This is a genomic window from Brevundimonas albigilva (assembly GCF_023503965.1).
Taxonomy (GTDB): domain Bacteria; phylum Pseudomonadota; class Alphaproteobacteria; order Caulobacterales; family Caulobacteraceae; genus Brevundimonas; species Brevundimonas albigilva.
In genome coordinates, this window is the sequence record NZ_CP097298.1 from 2,266,738 (window position 1) to 2,281,558 (window position 14,821).

Here is a 14,821-nt window from a genome sequence, read left to right on the forward strand (position 1 = left end):
TTCCGGGCGCAGGCTGGCGTCATGACCAGTCCGACGCCGCCTCAGGGACGGTACGCCTCGTTCCAGGCCTTCTATCCCTATTATATCCACGAGCATTCCAACCGGACGTGCCGCCGCATCCATGTGGTCGGCACCGGCCTGGTGATCGCGGCGTTCGTCGCCTTCCTAGTGACGCTGAATCCGTGGTGGCTTCTGGCCATGCCGCTGGTGGGCTACGGCTTCGCTTGGGCAGGGCATTTCTTCTTCGAGAAGAACCGGCCCGCAACGTTCAGATATCCGGTGTGGAGCCTGATGGGCGACTTCCGCCTGTTCTGGGAAACGGTCTCGGGCAAGCGGCGGTTCTGATCGGGCGACCGCTGTTCGATTGAATCTTCACAGGCGCGGGTAAAGGCGTATCTTCCGGTGCGCGGCGGGGGCCGCTCACAGGGGGAGGCATCCATGAAGACGATCGCCACGGCGGCGATTCTGGCGGCGTTGCTGTCGCCGACGGCGGTCCTAGCGCAGAAGGCCGGCGGCGCGCCGGACTTCACGCTGGAGCCGAACTACGGCTCGGTGAACCTGGAAGCCGGGTTCACGCCCGATCCCTGGACCAAGTCGATCCTGGCCGGGGGTTCGGTTCCCGCCTCGGGCGCGCGATCCGGCTGCGAGGGCCGGGTCAGCGCGGCGCCGGACCTGCAGCTGTTCTACGAAGCCGGGTCGTTGGATCTGACCGTTCGCGTCCATGCGTCCGAGGACACGACCCTGTTGATCAACAGCCCCGACGGTCAGTGGTACTGCGACGACGACGGCGGCGGCGGCCTGGACCCGCGGGTCGTCGTGTCCGGTCCGCAAAGCGGCCGCTATGACATCTGGGTCGGCACCTATGGCGACTCCATGGTCCAGTCGACGCTGGAGATCAGCGAACTGGGCGGAACCAGCGGAAGCGGCGGCCCGGGAGCCAGCGGCGGCCCGGACGTGAACGCCTCGCCCAACTACGGCACGGTCAATCTGCGCGCGGGCTTCACGCCGGACCCCTGGACCAAGTCGATCCTGGCCGGCGGTTCGGTTCCGGCCTCGGCGGCGCGGTCCGGCTGCGAGGGCGCGGTCAGCGCCGCGCCCGACGTTCAGGTCTTCTACGACGCCGGCGGCGCCGATCTGACGTTCAAGGTCTCGGCCGGGGAGGACACCACCCTGCTGATCAACACGCCGAACGGACGCTGGTACTGCGACGACGACAGCGGCGGGGCGCTGGACCCCAAGGTCGTGATCACCAATCCGCAGAGCGGGCGCTACGACGTCTGGGTCGGAACCTACGGCGACGACATGGTTCAGTCGACGCTCCAGGTCACGGAAGTGGACTGAGCCCCAGCGCGGCCGCGGGGACGACAAGGAAAAGGCCGGCGGTCCTCTCGGATCGCCGGCCTTTTCACGAATTCAGGCAGACGCCCCGCCGTCTCAGTTCGAGGCGGTGGTCCAGGCCGGCGGGCAGCCGTCGAAATCGCCCGCGTCCACGATGGTCAGGGTGCGCATGTTCAGGCGCTGGGCCGGGCGCATCGAGCCGCGGCCGTGGCCGGTGAACAGATCGATCTTGGCGCCCTTGATCGCCCCGCCCGTGTCCGAGGCGTACCAGTAGCCGTCGTGGATCGAGCCGTCGGCCAGACGCAGGCCCACGGTTTCGCGGATGAACAGCTTGGTGCGGCGCGGAATGACGCGCGGATCGACCGCGACGGTGCGCATGGCGATCGGCCGGCAGCCCAGCGAATCGTTGCCCGTCGCGCCGCCCCCGCCCGCATGATAGAGCCGCGCCGAAGCGCGCCAGTCGGGATCGCCCGCCATCATCTCGGTCTGGTCGGCGCTCAACGCCAGGGCCGCCTCTTCGACGGACCCGGAACCGGTGTCGGCTTCAGGGGTTTCCACCCTGAAAGCATCCGCCGCGACAGCGACATTGTAGGGCACCGGTCCGTTGGCGACGGACGACAGGGCGGCCCAGAACAAGGCGAAGGCAGCGGAGGCGCCGATCATCCGTTCAACTCATGGAGACACCGGCTCCCAACGCCGCCGGCGCCGGATTTGTCCCGTTAACTTGTGTCCGAAAAGTGGCCGCCGCTAAATGGCCTTGAGGACGACGGACGCCGCCGTCCCTAACAGATAGACGGCGAAGGCTTTTTTCAGCAGCCGCTGATCCAGCCGATGCGCCAGGCGCGCGCCCAGCGGCGCCGACAGCGCCGTCATCACGCCCATGACGACGGCGGCGGGCAGATTGACGTATCCCAGCGAAAGCGGCGGCCGCCCCTCCGCGCCCCAGCCGAACGCCATGAACCCAAGCGCCGCCGTCGCGCCGATGGCGACGCCGAAGCCCGACGCCGTGGCCACCGCCTGGTGGATCGGCCGTCCGCACAGGGTCATGGTCATGCCGCCCAGGCTGCCGCCGCCCACGCCCATCATGGCCGACAGCAGGCCGATGCCCGTCCCGATGATCCGGCGCGCCCACCCGACCGGCATGTCGCGGCGCAGGACATAGCGATCCGGCAGCAGGCCCATCTGCGCCGCCACCAGCATCAGGCAGGCGCCATAGACGATGGCCAGCCCCTCCATCGACGTCAGCCCCGCGACCGCCGCCCCGACCGCGCCGCCCAGCGCCACCCACGGCGTCCAGGTCCTCAGAACCTCCTCGTCGACCGCCCCGTGCCGACGGTGCGCCGCCAGGGAGCGAAGCGCGGTGACGACGATGGTGGCCAGCGAGGTGCCGATGGCGGTGTGCAGATTGCCTTCGCCGCCCACGCCCAGGGTCTCGAAGGCGTAGAACAGGGCCGGCACCAGCACCGTGCCGCCGCCCACGCCGAACAGGCCGGCGATGACGCCGCCGATCAGGCCGGCGGCGATCAGGGCCGCCGCCAGGGCCAGGATTTCGGACAGGGGCAGGGCGAACATGACGCTCCCTTAGCCGGCGGACGGCCGTCGGGTCACGCCGCCTCGCGCCGGGCCTCGGCCTCGCGCACCGCGTCGGCGGCGCGGTCGATCACCTCCAGCCCCGCGCCGGGCCGGATCGCCTCGACGGTCAGGATGCGGCGGAAGGCGCGCGCGCCGGGACGGCCGTGCATCAGGCCCAGCATGTGCCGGGTCATGGCGGGCAGGGCGACGCCCTCTTCCAGCCGCGCGGCCATGTAGGAGCGATAGCGTTCCAGCGCGGCGAAGGCGTCGACGTCCGGCCCGGGCGCGCCGTACAGCCGCCGGTCGGCCTGGCCCAGCAGGGCGGGCTCGTGATAGGCGGCGCGGCCCAGCATGACGCCGTCCAGGGCCACGCCGTCGACGGCGTCCAGATGCGCCTCGGCCTCGTCCAGCGAGGCGATCCCGCCGTTGATCGAGACCGACAGATGCGGCCGCTCGCGCTTCAGCCGGCGCACCAGGGCGTAGTCCAGGGGCGGCACGTCGCGGTTCTCCTTGGGCGACAGACCCTTCAGCCAGGCCTTGCGCGCATGGACGATGAAGACCTCGATCCCGACCGCGGCGCAGGCGTCGACCGTGGCGAACAGGCTGACCGCCGGGTCCTGATCGTCCACGCCGATGCGGCACTTGACCGTCGCGGGCACGTCGACCGCTTCGCGGATCGCCGCCATGCAGTCGGCGACCAGCTCGGGCTCGCGCATCAGGCAGGCGCCGAACCGACCCGACTGGACCCGATCCGACGGGCAGCCGACGTTCAGATTGATCTCGTCATAGCCGAACGCCGCGCCGATCCGCGCAGCCTCGGCCAGCTGCGCCGGATCGGACCCGCCCAACTGCAGCGCGACGGGATGTTCCGCCGCATCGAATCCCAGCAGCCGCTCGCGATCGCCATGCAGCACCGCCGGCGCCGTCACCATCTCGGTGTAAAGCAGCGCGCGCGCCGTCAGCGCACGGTGAAACGCCCGGCAATGCCGGTCGGTCCAGTCCATCATCGGGGCCACGGACAGCCTACGGTCTTGATTTGTCAGCATTTTTCAAGCATAATCAAAAAGTTGGAAGGCGGCGTGTGCACTCAAATTTACGACGTGTTGCGACGTTTTTTCCGGGTTTTCGACACCTCAGTGCACACAGATCGCACACGAAATGGCGACGTATTCGAAACTCCCGTCAGGATCGTGGCGGGTCCAGGTCCGGAGGAAGGGTCGCTATATAAGCGAGACCTTCGTCAAACGCGACGATGCGCGTCGGTGGGCGACCGAGGCGGAAGGTCGTATCGATCGCGGAGAGACGCCCACACCTTCGCGCGCCGCGAGGCTCCGGACGTTCGGCGAGCTGATCGATCTCCACATCGAGGACATGAAGGAAGTCGGTAAGGCGCCTAAGCGCTCGAAGGCGGCGACGCTCAAGATGCTGAAGGATCGGCTCGGGTCGAAGAAGCTCGCTCAGTTGGACCGGCAGTTGTTCATCGACTTTGGTCGCCAGCGCGCCGCCGAGGGGGCAGGCCCGATGACGCTGAGCATCGACATTGGCGCCATCAAGCTGGTGATCTCCCACGCCGCCGCCGTTCACGGCCTGACAGTTCCGGTGGAGCCCATCGATATGGCTCGTGTCGCGTTGAAACGGCTGGGGCTTGTCGGGAAAGGCATCGAACGAGATCGGCGTCCCACCGACGATGAGCTCGAGCGCCTGATCGCGCATTTCGAGAGCAACCCCAGGCAAACCATTCCGATGGGCGTGATCGTGAAGTTCGCGATCGCGACGGCGATGCGTCAGGAGGAAATCTTCCGTGTCGTTTGGGACGACTACGTGCCCAGGACCAAGATGCTCACGATCCGCGATCGAAAGGACCCGCGGGAGAAGGTCGGAAACGATCAACGGATCCCGCTTCTCACTGTGTCGGGCTTCGACCCTGTCGCACTGATCGAAGCCCGGCGGCCGTCACGAACCAACGCCGAACTCCGCATCTTTCCGTTCAACCATCGCTCAGCAGGCACCGCGTTCACCCGCGCGTGCAAGGACCTGGGTATTATCGATCTGCATTTCCACGACCTGCGCCACGAAGGCACCAGTCGGCTCTTCGAGGCAGGATTTCAGATCCAGCAGGTAGCGTTGGTTACAGGCCATAAGGACTGGAAGATGCTCCGGCGATACACTCATCTACGCCCCGAAAGTCTTCATTCCACCGCAGCCAGCATGGCGGCTTAGCGTCATCGTCCCAGTCAACCAGAACATTATACGCGCGACGTCCGACGCCTAGGTTTGCAGGCGGCCATTGAAGCTCGTTTTAAAGAACGTGAATCGGAGATACGGCTAGACTGCCCCACCAGAAGAGCCAGACGGCTGCGGCCGTCTTAGGAAGCGCTGCGCGGAAGCTCTAACCTCACCAGCGTCATCGGGGGCGAGCCTAACCAGCACATGGCGGAGAACGCCTTCTGACGCCGATAGCCAGTCGCCGAAAGCGCGCGCTCGGGTATCAACGACATCGCCAGATGACATGGGGACCGTCCAGGTCTTTCTGTTGCGAAATAGCGGCAGGACGCCGCTCAGTTGCGCGCATGCACCGGCCGCGATATCCGGGATCGCCGCGAGGTCTTCCAACCAAGGCGGTGCGTTTGCGACACCTGTGGTCATGAAATCCTGAACAGCTGCGGCACGCCAACCTGTCAGTCCAAAGGTCAGGTAGCGTGCGATGCCAGAAAAACGTTCTCGCTTGTCGAAACTATCGAGTACCTCGTCTTGGTCGCTGATCCAACGCGACGGCTGATCTTCACGGCGCAGACCAGCCTGGATTAGGCAGACGAAGAGAGCGAGCCTGTAAGCCTTCTCGATGCTCGCTGCAGTCGCGCCTGGCGCGAAACAGTCGTCCCAGATGGCGGCTAGTTCCAGCGGGTCGCCTGACAGGGGACCCACGCGGTTGTCGACCATGATTGTGATCAGGTTGGCCCTCAGTCGTCCGACAAGTTGCAGAAAGTGCGGGTAGGCGCGGCGTCGGACTGGTTCACGCAGTTGTTTGAACGAGAGACGTCGTCCGTCCGGCAGCCATTCCTCGCGAAAGGCGCTCCACGACGGCAACCAGTCCGCAAGCGCTTCATCCGTTGTCACAAGGAAGGCGTGGGTCTCATGCGTGGCTTGCCTGTGCTGGCCGGAATAGTCGCTGACGACGAACTGAACGCCCTCGTCAACTGGCCATAGAAGGTCTGGATTGGCGGCCTCGGTTGCTGCGATCGCGTCGCTGAGAAGGCTGGCGTAACCGGCGCCTTCTGCGGTGATCGGCCGCCAGACAGTCATGAAGACGGATCTGCCGGCGAACGCGCCGTCCCGCCGATCATCAAAGGTGGACCGGTCCGGCCCAGCATCGGGAAGAAGGATCTCTGAGCCTTCAGTCGCAGGGTGTCGCCGATCGAGATAGTGTTTCCACGACGCCGAAGGCCGCCATTCTTCTTGGTGACCACCTCCAAGTCCTCGCTCTCAAGCATGGCGGCGTGAATATCGTCCTTGTGCGATGGGGTCGCACTGTAGGCGGCCTCGTAGAACTCATTGACCCGCATGGCGTCGCCGGATTCCGAGACCAGACGCGGGATATCGGACAGCAGATTGGTGCGGGCGATAGCCCGATCCTCGGCCTCGAACAGGTACAGCCGCCCTTCCCGCTCCGGGTCATAGGCCAGCATGTTCAGGCCTGACCGACCGAAATGGTCAAGGTGGCCGTTGTCGTGCAGGACGTCATTGTAGACCTGACGCGCCCGGTAATTGTTGGCGAAATGGATCATCCAGTAGCGCCAGCCGCTCGGGTTGCGGATTGAGAACGGGCTGACATACGGCGCACAGGTCCGCAGGGTCTCAAACACCAGCCGCTCGGCCGCGCCGAGCCACTCGGTCTTGGTCATCACCCCTTCCAACGCGCCCAGGTCTGTCGGGCGGATCCCGAGATGTCCGAGCTGGCGCAGCAGGAGGCCGGGATCGCGTCCGCTCAGATAGGTCAGGAGAGTCTGGATGGCGAAGGTGTAGAAGACCTCCGTCGAAGGCGTCGCGCGCAGGATGTCCTGAAGGGTCGTGATGTCGACCTCGGCGTGGCCGTACTGATCGAGATTGTAGAGGACATTGCGGTAGCGGCCCTTGGCGATCAGATCGCGGATCGCCGGATAGGCGGCCTCGAACGGTTCGGAGAAGTAGCAGACATCCAGGTGAAGCTTGGGCGACTTGTGTTTGATGGCCGCGACCAGGGGCTCGCAGTAGGAGGCCAGCATCGCCGTGACACTGGGCAGGGCGTCGTTGAACACAAGGAGGCATTCGATTTCGATCGCGCCCAGGCCCTGCATTGCCCGGCGCAAGTTGATCGCTTCCAGCGCCCGATCGAGCTCCTCGATGAAGATGATCGGCGAGCCCGCCGACCCGCACTGGTACCGGCCGCCGCCTGAGAAGCCGTCCACGATGGCCAGTCGGAACTTCGACTGCTGCGGAAGCTGGCACCGAACGGTCAGATACTGATGAAAGTACTCGCGCAGGATCTTGTGCTTGCGCCGGCTGTGGTCGTCGAGTTCGGCCCCTTGGGGCCAGGCGTAGCCGTCCGTCTTCATTCGTGCTCCGGGTCTCGCGGGCGGGGCCTTAAGCCTCCATCGCCGCCGGCATCTCGTTCCAGGTCTGGCCGCGGTACTCGCGGCCGTTGGCCTTCTTGGAGCGCTTCTTGTTGTCCTTGCCCCAGGTGCCCCACTGCTTGAAGAAGAACGCAGTCTCATAGGCCTCGCACTGGCCGTAGATCTCGTCGATCCATTCCTCGCGGATGGGCCGGGCATTGAGACCGCTCTCGCCGCCGACGATCGCCCAATCGATATCGGTCAGGTCCACGGCGCCCACGGCGCTGATGAGCGGCTCGAACGAGATGAAGCGGATCCGCGCCGGGACCTGGCGCAGATGGTCAATGCGGCCTGCCACCTCGGCGCTCTCCACGCTGGTGCCCAGCCAGACATTGGGCAGGACGTCCGGGATGCGGGCCACGACCTCGGCCATCCGTTCCGGGCGTTTTGTCAGGATCTGGTAGTTGTGGTGCGGCGTCTCGCGCATCACCCGCCAGACATCGAGGATGAAGGCCTCGCTGACGGCGTCGTGGAACAAGTCGCTCATCGAATTGACGAAGATCTTGCGCGGCTTTTTCCAGCCGTGCGGAATTGCCAAGGCCGCTGGATCCTCGCGGACCACCCCGTTCCAGAGGGCCCGCTTGCCGCTCTTGCGGGTCAGCCCTTCGTACTTGGCGACCCCCATGGCCTCGAGGCGACGCGCCATCTGCATCGCATAGCAATTGGTGCAGCCGGCCGTAACGATGGAACAGCCCGCCACGGGGTTCCAGGTGGCGTCGGTCCACTCGATCTGGGTCTCAGCCATCAGCCTTCTCATTGTGGTTTCACGCCTGACGCGTCGCGCCAGCGGCGCACCAAGCAGAGGTTGAACGTCTAGCACGCCTTTCGAACCGCGTCGCCGGATCGTCCCCGCATCCTTGCCGCCTGAACCGGCCGCGGCCAACCCCATGAGCATCGTCTATCGACGTTCGCCGCAAGCTTTGCAATGGTGGCGGGAATCGCGGGTGCGACTCGGACACGCGGAGGTCATCATGATCGGGGATTTAGGCCGATACGCTGGCCGGGAGCAGGCCTACGTAAAACACTTCCTGCTCGGGGAATATCTGGAGATCTTCGCCCACAAGATCGGCAGCGCCTATCCGGAGATCGCCTATGTCGACGGGTTCTCCGGCCCTTGGCAGAACACCGGCGAGGCTTTCGAAGACACCTCCTTCGGGATCGCTCTGGCGGCCCTGACACGGGCTAAGGCGACTTGGAAGGGATTGGGGCGCGATCTCAAGGTTTCCGCCTATCTCGTCGAGAAGAACCCGGCCGCCTACGCCAATCTGCAAAGCGTCAGGACGCTTTTCCCAGGCGTCGAGATCAAGACCTATCCCGGCTCTTTCATTGAAAGGGCGCCCGAACTCCTAAAGGACATCCCGGCCCGGGCCTTCGCCTTTCTCTTCATCGATCCGAAGGGGTGGGCGATCGACATGCAGCGGATCGCGCCGCTGCTGAAGCGGCCGAACAGCGAGGTCGTGTTCAACTTCATGTTCGATTTCATCAACCGGTTCGCCGAGCTTCAGAAGCCCCAGGTCGCCGCCAGCCTGGACCGGCTCCTCGTTGCGCCGGGATGGCGAGCCCAACTCGCGGCCTCGCCAGATGCCGGCGTGAGCCAGGCGGACCACCGCAAGGCGGTATTGGTAGAGGCCTTCGCCGCTACGCTGCGAAGTCTGGGCGGCTATGCTCATGTGGCGGAGACCACGGTCCTCAGACCGACCCAAGACCGACCACTGTACAGCCTAGTCTACGGGACTCGGAGCGTGACAGGCTTGGAGGTTTTTCGGGACTGCCAGATCAAGGCGCTGCGCGCACAGAGCCAGGCCCGCGGCGTCGCCAAGCTCAATGCCGTTGCCGCCTCCAGCCGCCAAAACGAACTGTTCGGCTCGCTCAGCGACATGATGCCTGATCCGACAGACCAGTTCTTAGAGGATGAGCATCGCGCTGCCGGTGAGGCCCTTCTCAACCTAGTCCCAGCTACTCCAACTGCCGTCCGCTGGGCGGAGGTGTGGCCCCAGGTGTTGGCGAGAGCTATTGTTACGCACGCCCAAGTCAACGCATTGGCCGCCGATCTGCGCAAGTCAGGAGCATTAGCGTTCCCAGGTTGGGAAGCGCGTAAACGGGTCCCAGATGACAGTTATTTGGTCTCCCGACCGTGAGATGCCGTACCCACACGCCTGCTGGTTGCTTCAATCGCGGGAACTAACGTCGTACTTCAAGCAGCCGCGCGGGCCCCACGTCCAATGCTTCGGCAATTGCGACGATTGTCTCTAGGCTGGGGTTTTCCTCCCCCGTTCGATCCCGGCCAGATATCTCAAGGACAAGTTCGCTTCCCCAGCTAGGGCTTGCTGCGACCACGCTTTGTCAGCGCGGTATCGCCGAATATTTTGGCCGAGGCAGTTCTTCCAATCCATCGAAGTAGTGGAGCATCTAACAGCAATATATTGGAAGGTTCCATAGCGCTAGCAATATATTGCTATTAAATCTGCTCAACAGACTGGCTATCTGGATGAAGTAGGGACCAGGTTGGAACTCTGATTGCACTTGCGATCGCGGTGAGTGTCTTCAGAGAAGGATTCTCTTCGCCCCTCTCGATGCCAGCCAGGTATCGAAGCGAGAGGCCTGCCTCACCGGCGAGATCCTGCTGACTCCACATCCGGAGAGACCGGAAGTGAAGGATGTTTCGACCAAGAAGTGTCCCGCCATCCATCGAGAAGGATGTCGCTGTTTGTGACTGCTTCGAAAAGGTGATATGGAGCTAGCAATATACTGCTAGAATATCATGAGCGGCCGTTTTGTCCTTATCAGACGCGTCTCAGGGTCGCTTCGGCCGACACGATTTTGATGGGCTCTATCGCCATCACGCGGCTTGGCTTACGGCCCGCCTCCGTCGCCTCGGCGTCACCGCCGTCGATGACGTCGTCCAGGAAACCTACGTCCGCATCGCGCCCTACCAGGCCCGCGGCGAAATCCGCCACCCCAAGTCTCTCCTCCTCCGCATCGCCACCAATCTGGTCGCCGAAGAGGGGCGCCGCGCCCAGCGGCAACAGCGTCACGCCGCATCGACAGCTCCGTGGGCGGACGCCCCGACCCAGACCGAGACTGTCCTCCTCAAACAGCTCATCCTGAAACTTCCTCAACCGGAGCGAGATATTTTCATGCTGAGCCGCTTCGGAGGTTTGACAAACGAGCAGATCGCTGAGCGACTAGAGGTGTCGGTCAAGACCGTGGAGCGCCGCATTACGCGGGCGCTCAAACAGGTTGATAGTCAGCTCCGACGCTAGTCCAGGGGGCTGCGATGTCGGCTCAGCAACACAGACGGACGGCGGCCGATGATCAGGCGGCCAACTGGATCGCGCGTCTGGGCACGCGCAGCATCTCGTTGCAGACGATCGAAGAGTTCGCCCAGTGGCGGCGAGACCCGGTAAACGCCCGGGCCTACCAGAGGGCTGAGCAACTCTGGGCGAAATCCAACACCCTTTCCAGCGACACTGACATCCAGGCGGCGCTGGACAGCGCTATGCAACGCCGCCCCAAGGCGCGTCGCCTGAAGCCTGTCCTTATGGCCGGGTTGGCGACCGCCATGGCTGTCGCCCTGGTCGTGGGCTTCACGATGTGGGAGGCGCGCGGCGTCTACCGCACCAGCGTGGGCGAGCAGACCGTCGTCCAACTGGCTGACGGGTCGCGCATCCGCCTCGACACCGACACGCGGCTCAAGGTCCGCTTCTCCGACGGCGAGCGTCACATCGATCTGACCAATGGGCAGGCCTTCTTCGAAGTGGCGCATGACCCTAGACGGCCCTTCGTGGTGTCGACATCTGATGCGTCCGTCACCGCTGTGGGGACGGTCTTCGAGGTTCGTCACATTGGCGACGTGACGCGCGTGGTGCTTGTGTCCGGCGCCGTCGACGTGGCCCAGGCCCGGCCCGGCGTCGCGCCGCAGCGGCTCAGTCCGAACCAGCAGAGCGCGGTCGGCAAGGGGCAGGCGCGCGTCTCCGCCGTCGACGCCGCCGTGGCGACAAGTTGGACCGGCGGCGAACTGGTCTTTGTCGATACCCCCCTGGCGGAGGCCGTCGCGGAGATGAACCGCTATCTGGCGGATCCGATCGTACTGGACGCCCCCGCCGCCGCCCGGACATCGATCAATGGCGTCTTCCGGAGTGGGGATCGCGCCGCCTTCGTCGCGGCCGCCGCACAACTCCTCAATCTGCGCACCGTGACTGAGCCGGACGGCAGGGTCCGGCTGATCGGTCCAGGAAATATCGGGGAGACGTGAGGGTCACAGCCCCCGTCAACCGTCTCTTCCCCCGACGCGTCCTTGCGTCGTCGGGGAGGATAGAATGAACGCTTACCGCAGCAGCCTGTTCGCCGGGGCCGCCCTGGCGACCGTCGCAGGCGTCGCCCAAGCTCAGACACCTGCGCCGGCGCAGATCAACTTTTCGATCGCGCCTGGGCCTCTGGGCGGAGCCCTCAACGCCTACGCCAGCCAGGCCGGACGGCAGTTGATGTTCACCTCGGACCAGGTGGCCGGGCGGCGCACCCAAGGTTTGTCAGGACGCATGACGCCGGATGAGGCGTTGAACCGCCTCCTCTCCGGCTCCGGTCTTACGGCGGTGCGCTCGACCTCGGGCGCCTGGGTTCTCCAGCGGGTGACGACCGAAGAGCTCGCGACCACCACCCTCGAGGAAGTTGTCGTGACCGGCACCCTGCTGCGCGGACCGGGCGATACGCCGTCGCCGGTGACGGTGATCCGCAGGGAGGACCTGGATCGGGCGGGCCGCGCGACGGTCGCCGAGGCCTTGGCCGCCCTGCCGCAGAACTATGCCGGCAGCGGCACGCCGACGGCGGCCCTGGTCGGGTCCGATCCCATGCAGAGCAACTCGGGGCTGGCGACGGGCGTCAACCTGCGGGGTCTCGGCCCGGACTCGACCCTGGTGCTGGTCAATGGCAGGCGCATGGCCGGAGCCGGCGGCCGGGGCGACTTTGCGGATGTCTCGGCGGTCCCGACCGCGGCCGTGGACCGGGTCGATGTGCTGCTCGACGGCGCCTCGGCCTTATATGGCGCCGACGCCGTGGGCGGCGTGGTCAACATCATCCTCCGCCGGGACTTCGACGGACAGGAAAGCCGCCTAAGGATCGGCGCGTCCGAAGGCGGCGCGGAATCCGTCATCGCGGCGCACACCTGGGGGCGCACATGGTCGAACGGACAGGTTCTCGCGTCCTACGAGTTCGAGCGCCAGAACGCCCTGAGCACCCTGGACCGCCCCTATACGGCGACCGGCGATCTGAGGCCGTTCGGCGGGACCGACCATCGGACCTATTACAGCGCACCGGGCAACCTCGTGCGCTTCGACAGCGCCAGCGGCGGCTATGTCGTGACCCACGCCATCCGGCCGGGAAGCAACGGCGTCGCCACCTCGCCCTCAAACTTCGCGGCCGGACAGCAGAACTACGGCAACACCCGGGTTGGCGGAGCGCTGACACCGGAGTTCGATCGCCAGGCCGCCTATGTCTACGCCCGCCAGTCGCTCGGCGAGACCCTCGAGCTCACCGGCGACCTGCGGTTCAGCCAGCGTGACTTCGAGACGGAAAGCCTGACGCCCACCACCATCGCGACGGTGACGGCCGCCAATCCGCACTTCGTGTCTCCGACAGGGGCCGCCTCCCACAGCGTCGCCTATGCCTTCGGCGAGGATATCGGCGCATCGCGGCGGTCCGGGCGGTCGAGAAGCCTCGGCGCCACCCTCGGCGCGCGCGCCTTTCTTCCGGCGGGCTGGGAGGCTGAAGCCTTCCTGACCTATGGCGCGGAGCGCTCCGACGATCAGCGGACCGGCATGCTGCAGTCGACCTTCCTGCAGGAAGCGCTCGGCAACACCGCGGAGAACCCCGCCACGCCCTTCTCGGCCTCGCGCGACGGCTTTCTCAATCTGTTCGGCTCCGGCGCCGCGAACACTCGCGCCGTGCTGGATTTCATCTCGAGCGGCTGGAGCCGGTATACGGATGAGAGCGAGGTCGCCTCGGCGAACCTCATCGTTCAGGGCGTCGCCCTTCAGCTCCCCGGCGGCGACATGAGGGTGGCGGCCGGCGCCCAGTTCCGGACGGAGTCGCTTCGCAACCGGGGTACGACCTTCACCTCGGGGCTCGCACCGACGTCCACCCAGGCGCCGGACAAGGACCGGGAGGTCTCCGCAGCCTTCATCGAAATCCGCGCGCCGCTGGTGGGGGAGGCGAATGCGCGCCCCGGGATTCAGCGGCTCGAACTTTCCCTCGCCGGGCGGGTCGAGGAGTACGACGACATCGGTTCGACGGCCAATCCCAAGGTCGGCCTGATCTGGAGCCCCTTGGCCGATCTGACGATGCGCGCCAATTGGGGGACCTCCTTCCGCGCCCCGGCGATGGTGGAACTGGCGGAGCGACGCTACATCTCGGCCACCTTCGTCGCCGACACGGTCGGTCAGCAGGTGGCTCTCTTCGAGGGCGGCGGAAATCCCGACCTGAAGCCGGAGACGGCGGAAACTTTCACCATCGGCTTCGACTACCGACCGGCGGACCGTCCGTGGCGGTTCGGCGCCACCTGGTTCGATATCGACTTCTCCGATCAGATCGGTCGGCCCGCGCTCGACAACCTGACCCAGGTGCTCCTCGATCCCAACCTCGCGCCGTTCGTCCGGCGCATCGACCGCACCTCGGCCGCGGACAGGGCGGCAGTGGATGCGCTGATCACCAGCCCCGCCTTCCTGCTTCCCGGCGTTCTGCCGGCGGACGCCTTCGGGGTGATCGTCGACGCCCGGTGGCTCAACACGGCCTCTGTCGAGGTGCGGGGTCTCGACGCCAACGCCGCCTATGATCTGGCCCTGGCCGGCGGCGCGCTGACCATCGAGGCCTCCGCCTCCTACATGACCGACTTCGCCCGGCGCATCACGACGGCGGCGCCCAGCGTGGATCTGGTGGACACCTACGGCTTCCCGGTCGATCTTCGGGGAACCCTGTCCGGACGGTGGGTGCGCGATGACCTGTCCGTGCGCGTTGCGGTCAATCATGTGGGCGGCTATCGCGACCTTCGCCAAATCCGCATCGGATCCTGGACGACCACCGACCTGCAACTGGGCTGGGAGCCGTCCGCCGCCTGGGGAGACGGGCTGAGCCTTACGGCGTCGGTCAGAAATCTCTTCGACGCCGATCCGCCCTTCTACGACGCTGTGACCGGCATCGGCTTCGACGCCGGTCAGGCCGATCCCCTGGGCCGGACCATCTCCCTGCAAGTCACCAAGCGCTGGTGATCC

At 65.7% G+C, this 14,821-nt stretch carries 15 protein-coding genes; 7 read left to right on the plus strand and 8 right to left on the minus strand.

The annotated features are described in order from the left end of the window. Window positions 1–21 precede the first annotated feature (21 nt). Window positions 22–345, plus strand: a complete 324-nt coding sequence (locus MU852_RS12050; RefSeq protein WP_249749770.1) for an Mpo1-like protein — start codon at window positions 22–24, stop codon at window positions 343–345. Window positions 346–438: 93 nt separating this feature from the next. Continuing rightward, entirely contained in the window at window positions 439–1,341 is a 903-nt protein-coding gene (locus MU852_RS12055) for a hypothetical protein (RefSeq protein WP_249749771.1), read from the plus strand. A 93-nt stretch (window positions 1,342–1,434) separates the two neighbouring features. Here MU852_RS12055 and MU852_RS12060 read toward each other — a convergent pair whose 3' ends face one another. The 3 genes from MU852_RS12060 to dusA form a co-directional block, all read right to left on the minus strand. Then, window positions 1,435–2,001 carry a 3D domain-containing protein gene (locus MU852_RS12060; protein ID WP_249749772.1) on the minus strand — a complete coding sequence of 189 codons (567 nt, stop codon included), beginning with the start codon at window positions 1,999–2,001 and terminating at the stop codon, window positions 1,435–1,437. An 84-nt stretch (window positions 2,002–2,085) separates the two neighbouring features. Further along, the gene (locus tag MU852_RS12065; protein ID WP_249749773.1) at window positions 2,086–2,910 is read right to left on the minus strand and encodes a sulfite exporter TauE/SafE family protein; all 825 of its coding nucleotides are present in this window, start codon (window positions 2,908–2,910) and stop codon (window positions 2,086–2,088) included. Between the two features lie 32 nt (window positions 2,911–2,942). Next, entirely contained in the window at window positions 2,943–3,956 is a 1,014-nt protein-coding gene (gene dusA / locus MU852_RS12070; RefSeq protein ID WP_283843612.1) for a tRNA dihydrouridine(20/20a) synthase DusA, read from the minus strand. Window positions 3,957–4,068: 112 nt separating this feature from the next. Between dusA and MU852_RS12075 the strand changes: the two genes are divergently transcribed. Beyond that, window positions 4,069–5,130, plus strand: a complete 1,062-nt coding sequence (locus MU852_RS12075; protein ID WP_128116416.1) for a site-specific integrase — start codon at window positions 4,069–4,071, stop codon at window positions 5,128–5,130. Between the two features lie 105 nt (window positions 5,131–5,235). Here the strand turns inward: MU852_RS12075 and MU852_RS12080 are convergent, their stop codons facing one another. The 3 genes from MU852_RS12080 to MU852_RS12090 are packed head-to-tail and all read right to left on the minus strand — an operon-like array spanning window position 5,236 to window position 8,304. Continuing rightward, window positions 5,236–6,213 (minus strand): hypothetical protein, encoded by a 978-nt coding sequence (locus MU852_RS12080; protein ID WP_128116418.1) that lies wholly within the window; start codon window positions 6,211–6,213, stop codon window positions 5,236–5,238. Then, window positions 6,210–7,502: a three-Cys-motif partner protein TcmP gene (locus MU852_RS12085; RefSeq protein WP_249749774.1), complete on the minus strand. Its 1,293-nt coding sequence runs from the start codon at window positions 7,500–7,502 to the stop codon at window positions 6,210–6,212. The genes MU852_RS12080 and MU852_RS12085 overlap by 4 nt, the downstream gene beginning before the upstream one ends. A 28-nt stretch (window positions 7,503–7,530) precedes the next feature. Next, complete coding sequence (locus tag MU852_RS12090; protein ID WP_128116420.1) at window positions 7,531–8,304, minus strand: DUF5131 family protein; 774 nt, start codon at window positions 8,302–8,304, stop codon at window positions 7,531–7,533. A 142-nt stretch (window positions 8,305–8,446) separates the two neighbouring features. Here MU852_RS12090 and tcmP point away from each other — a divergent pair, with 142 nt between their 5' ends. Beyond that, window positions 8,447–9,697 (plus strand): three-Cys-motif partner protein TcmP, encoded by a 1,251-nt coding sequence (tcmP, locus tag MU852_RS12095; protein WP_249749775.1) that lies wholly within the window; start codon window positions 8,447–8,449, stop codon window positions 9,695–9,697. A 111-nt stretch (window positions 9,698–9,808) separates the two neighbouring features. Here tcmP and MU852_RS18260 read toward each other — a convergent pair whose 3' ends face one another. Further along, the gene (locus tag MU852_RS18260; RefSeq protein WP_430641140.1) at window positions 9,809–9,952 is read right to left on the minus strand and encodes a helix-turn-helix domain-containing protein; all 144 of its coding nucleotides are present in this window, start codon (window positions 9,950–9,952) and stop codon (window positions 9,809–9,811) included. Window positions 9,953–10,017: 65 nt separating this feature from the next. Then, window positions 10,018–10,248 (minus strand): helix-turn-helix domain-containing protein, encoded by a 231-nt coding sequence (locus MU852_RS18265; protein ID WP_128116423.1) that lies wholly within the window; start codon window positions 10,246–10,248, stop codon window positions 10,018–10,020. An 85-nt stretch (window positions 10,249–10,333) separates the two neighbouring features. On the opposite strand from MU852_RS18265, the gene MU852_RS18270 reads away from it, so the two are divergent. From MU852_RS18270 to MU852_RS12110, 3 genes are all read left to right on the plus strand, one after another. Then, window positions 10,334–10,822 (plus strand): RNA polymerase sigma factor, encoded by a 489-nt coding sequence (locus tag MU852_RS18270; RefSeq protein ID WP_128116424.1) that lies wholly within the window; start codon window positions 10,334–10,336, stop codon window positions 10,820–10,822. Between the two features lie 14 nt (window positions 10,823–10,836). Then, on the plus strand, window positions 10,837–11,814 hold the full coding sequence (locus tag MU852_RS12105; RefSeq protein WP_128116425.1) for a FecR family protein: 978 nt from the start codon (window positions 10,837–10,839) through the stop codon (window positions 11,812–11,814). Between the two features lie 64 nt (window positions 11,815–11,878). After that, on the plus strand, window positions 11,879–14,818 hold the full coding sequence (locus MU852_RS12110; RefSeq protein ID WP_249749777.1) for a TonB-dependent receptor: 2,940 nt from the start codon (window positions 11,879–11,881) through the stop codon (window positions 14,816–14,818). Window positions 14,819–14,821: the final 3 nt, after the last annotated feature.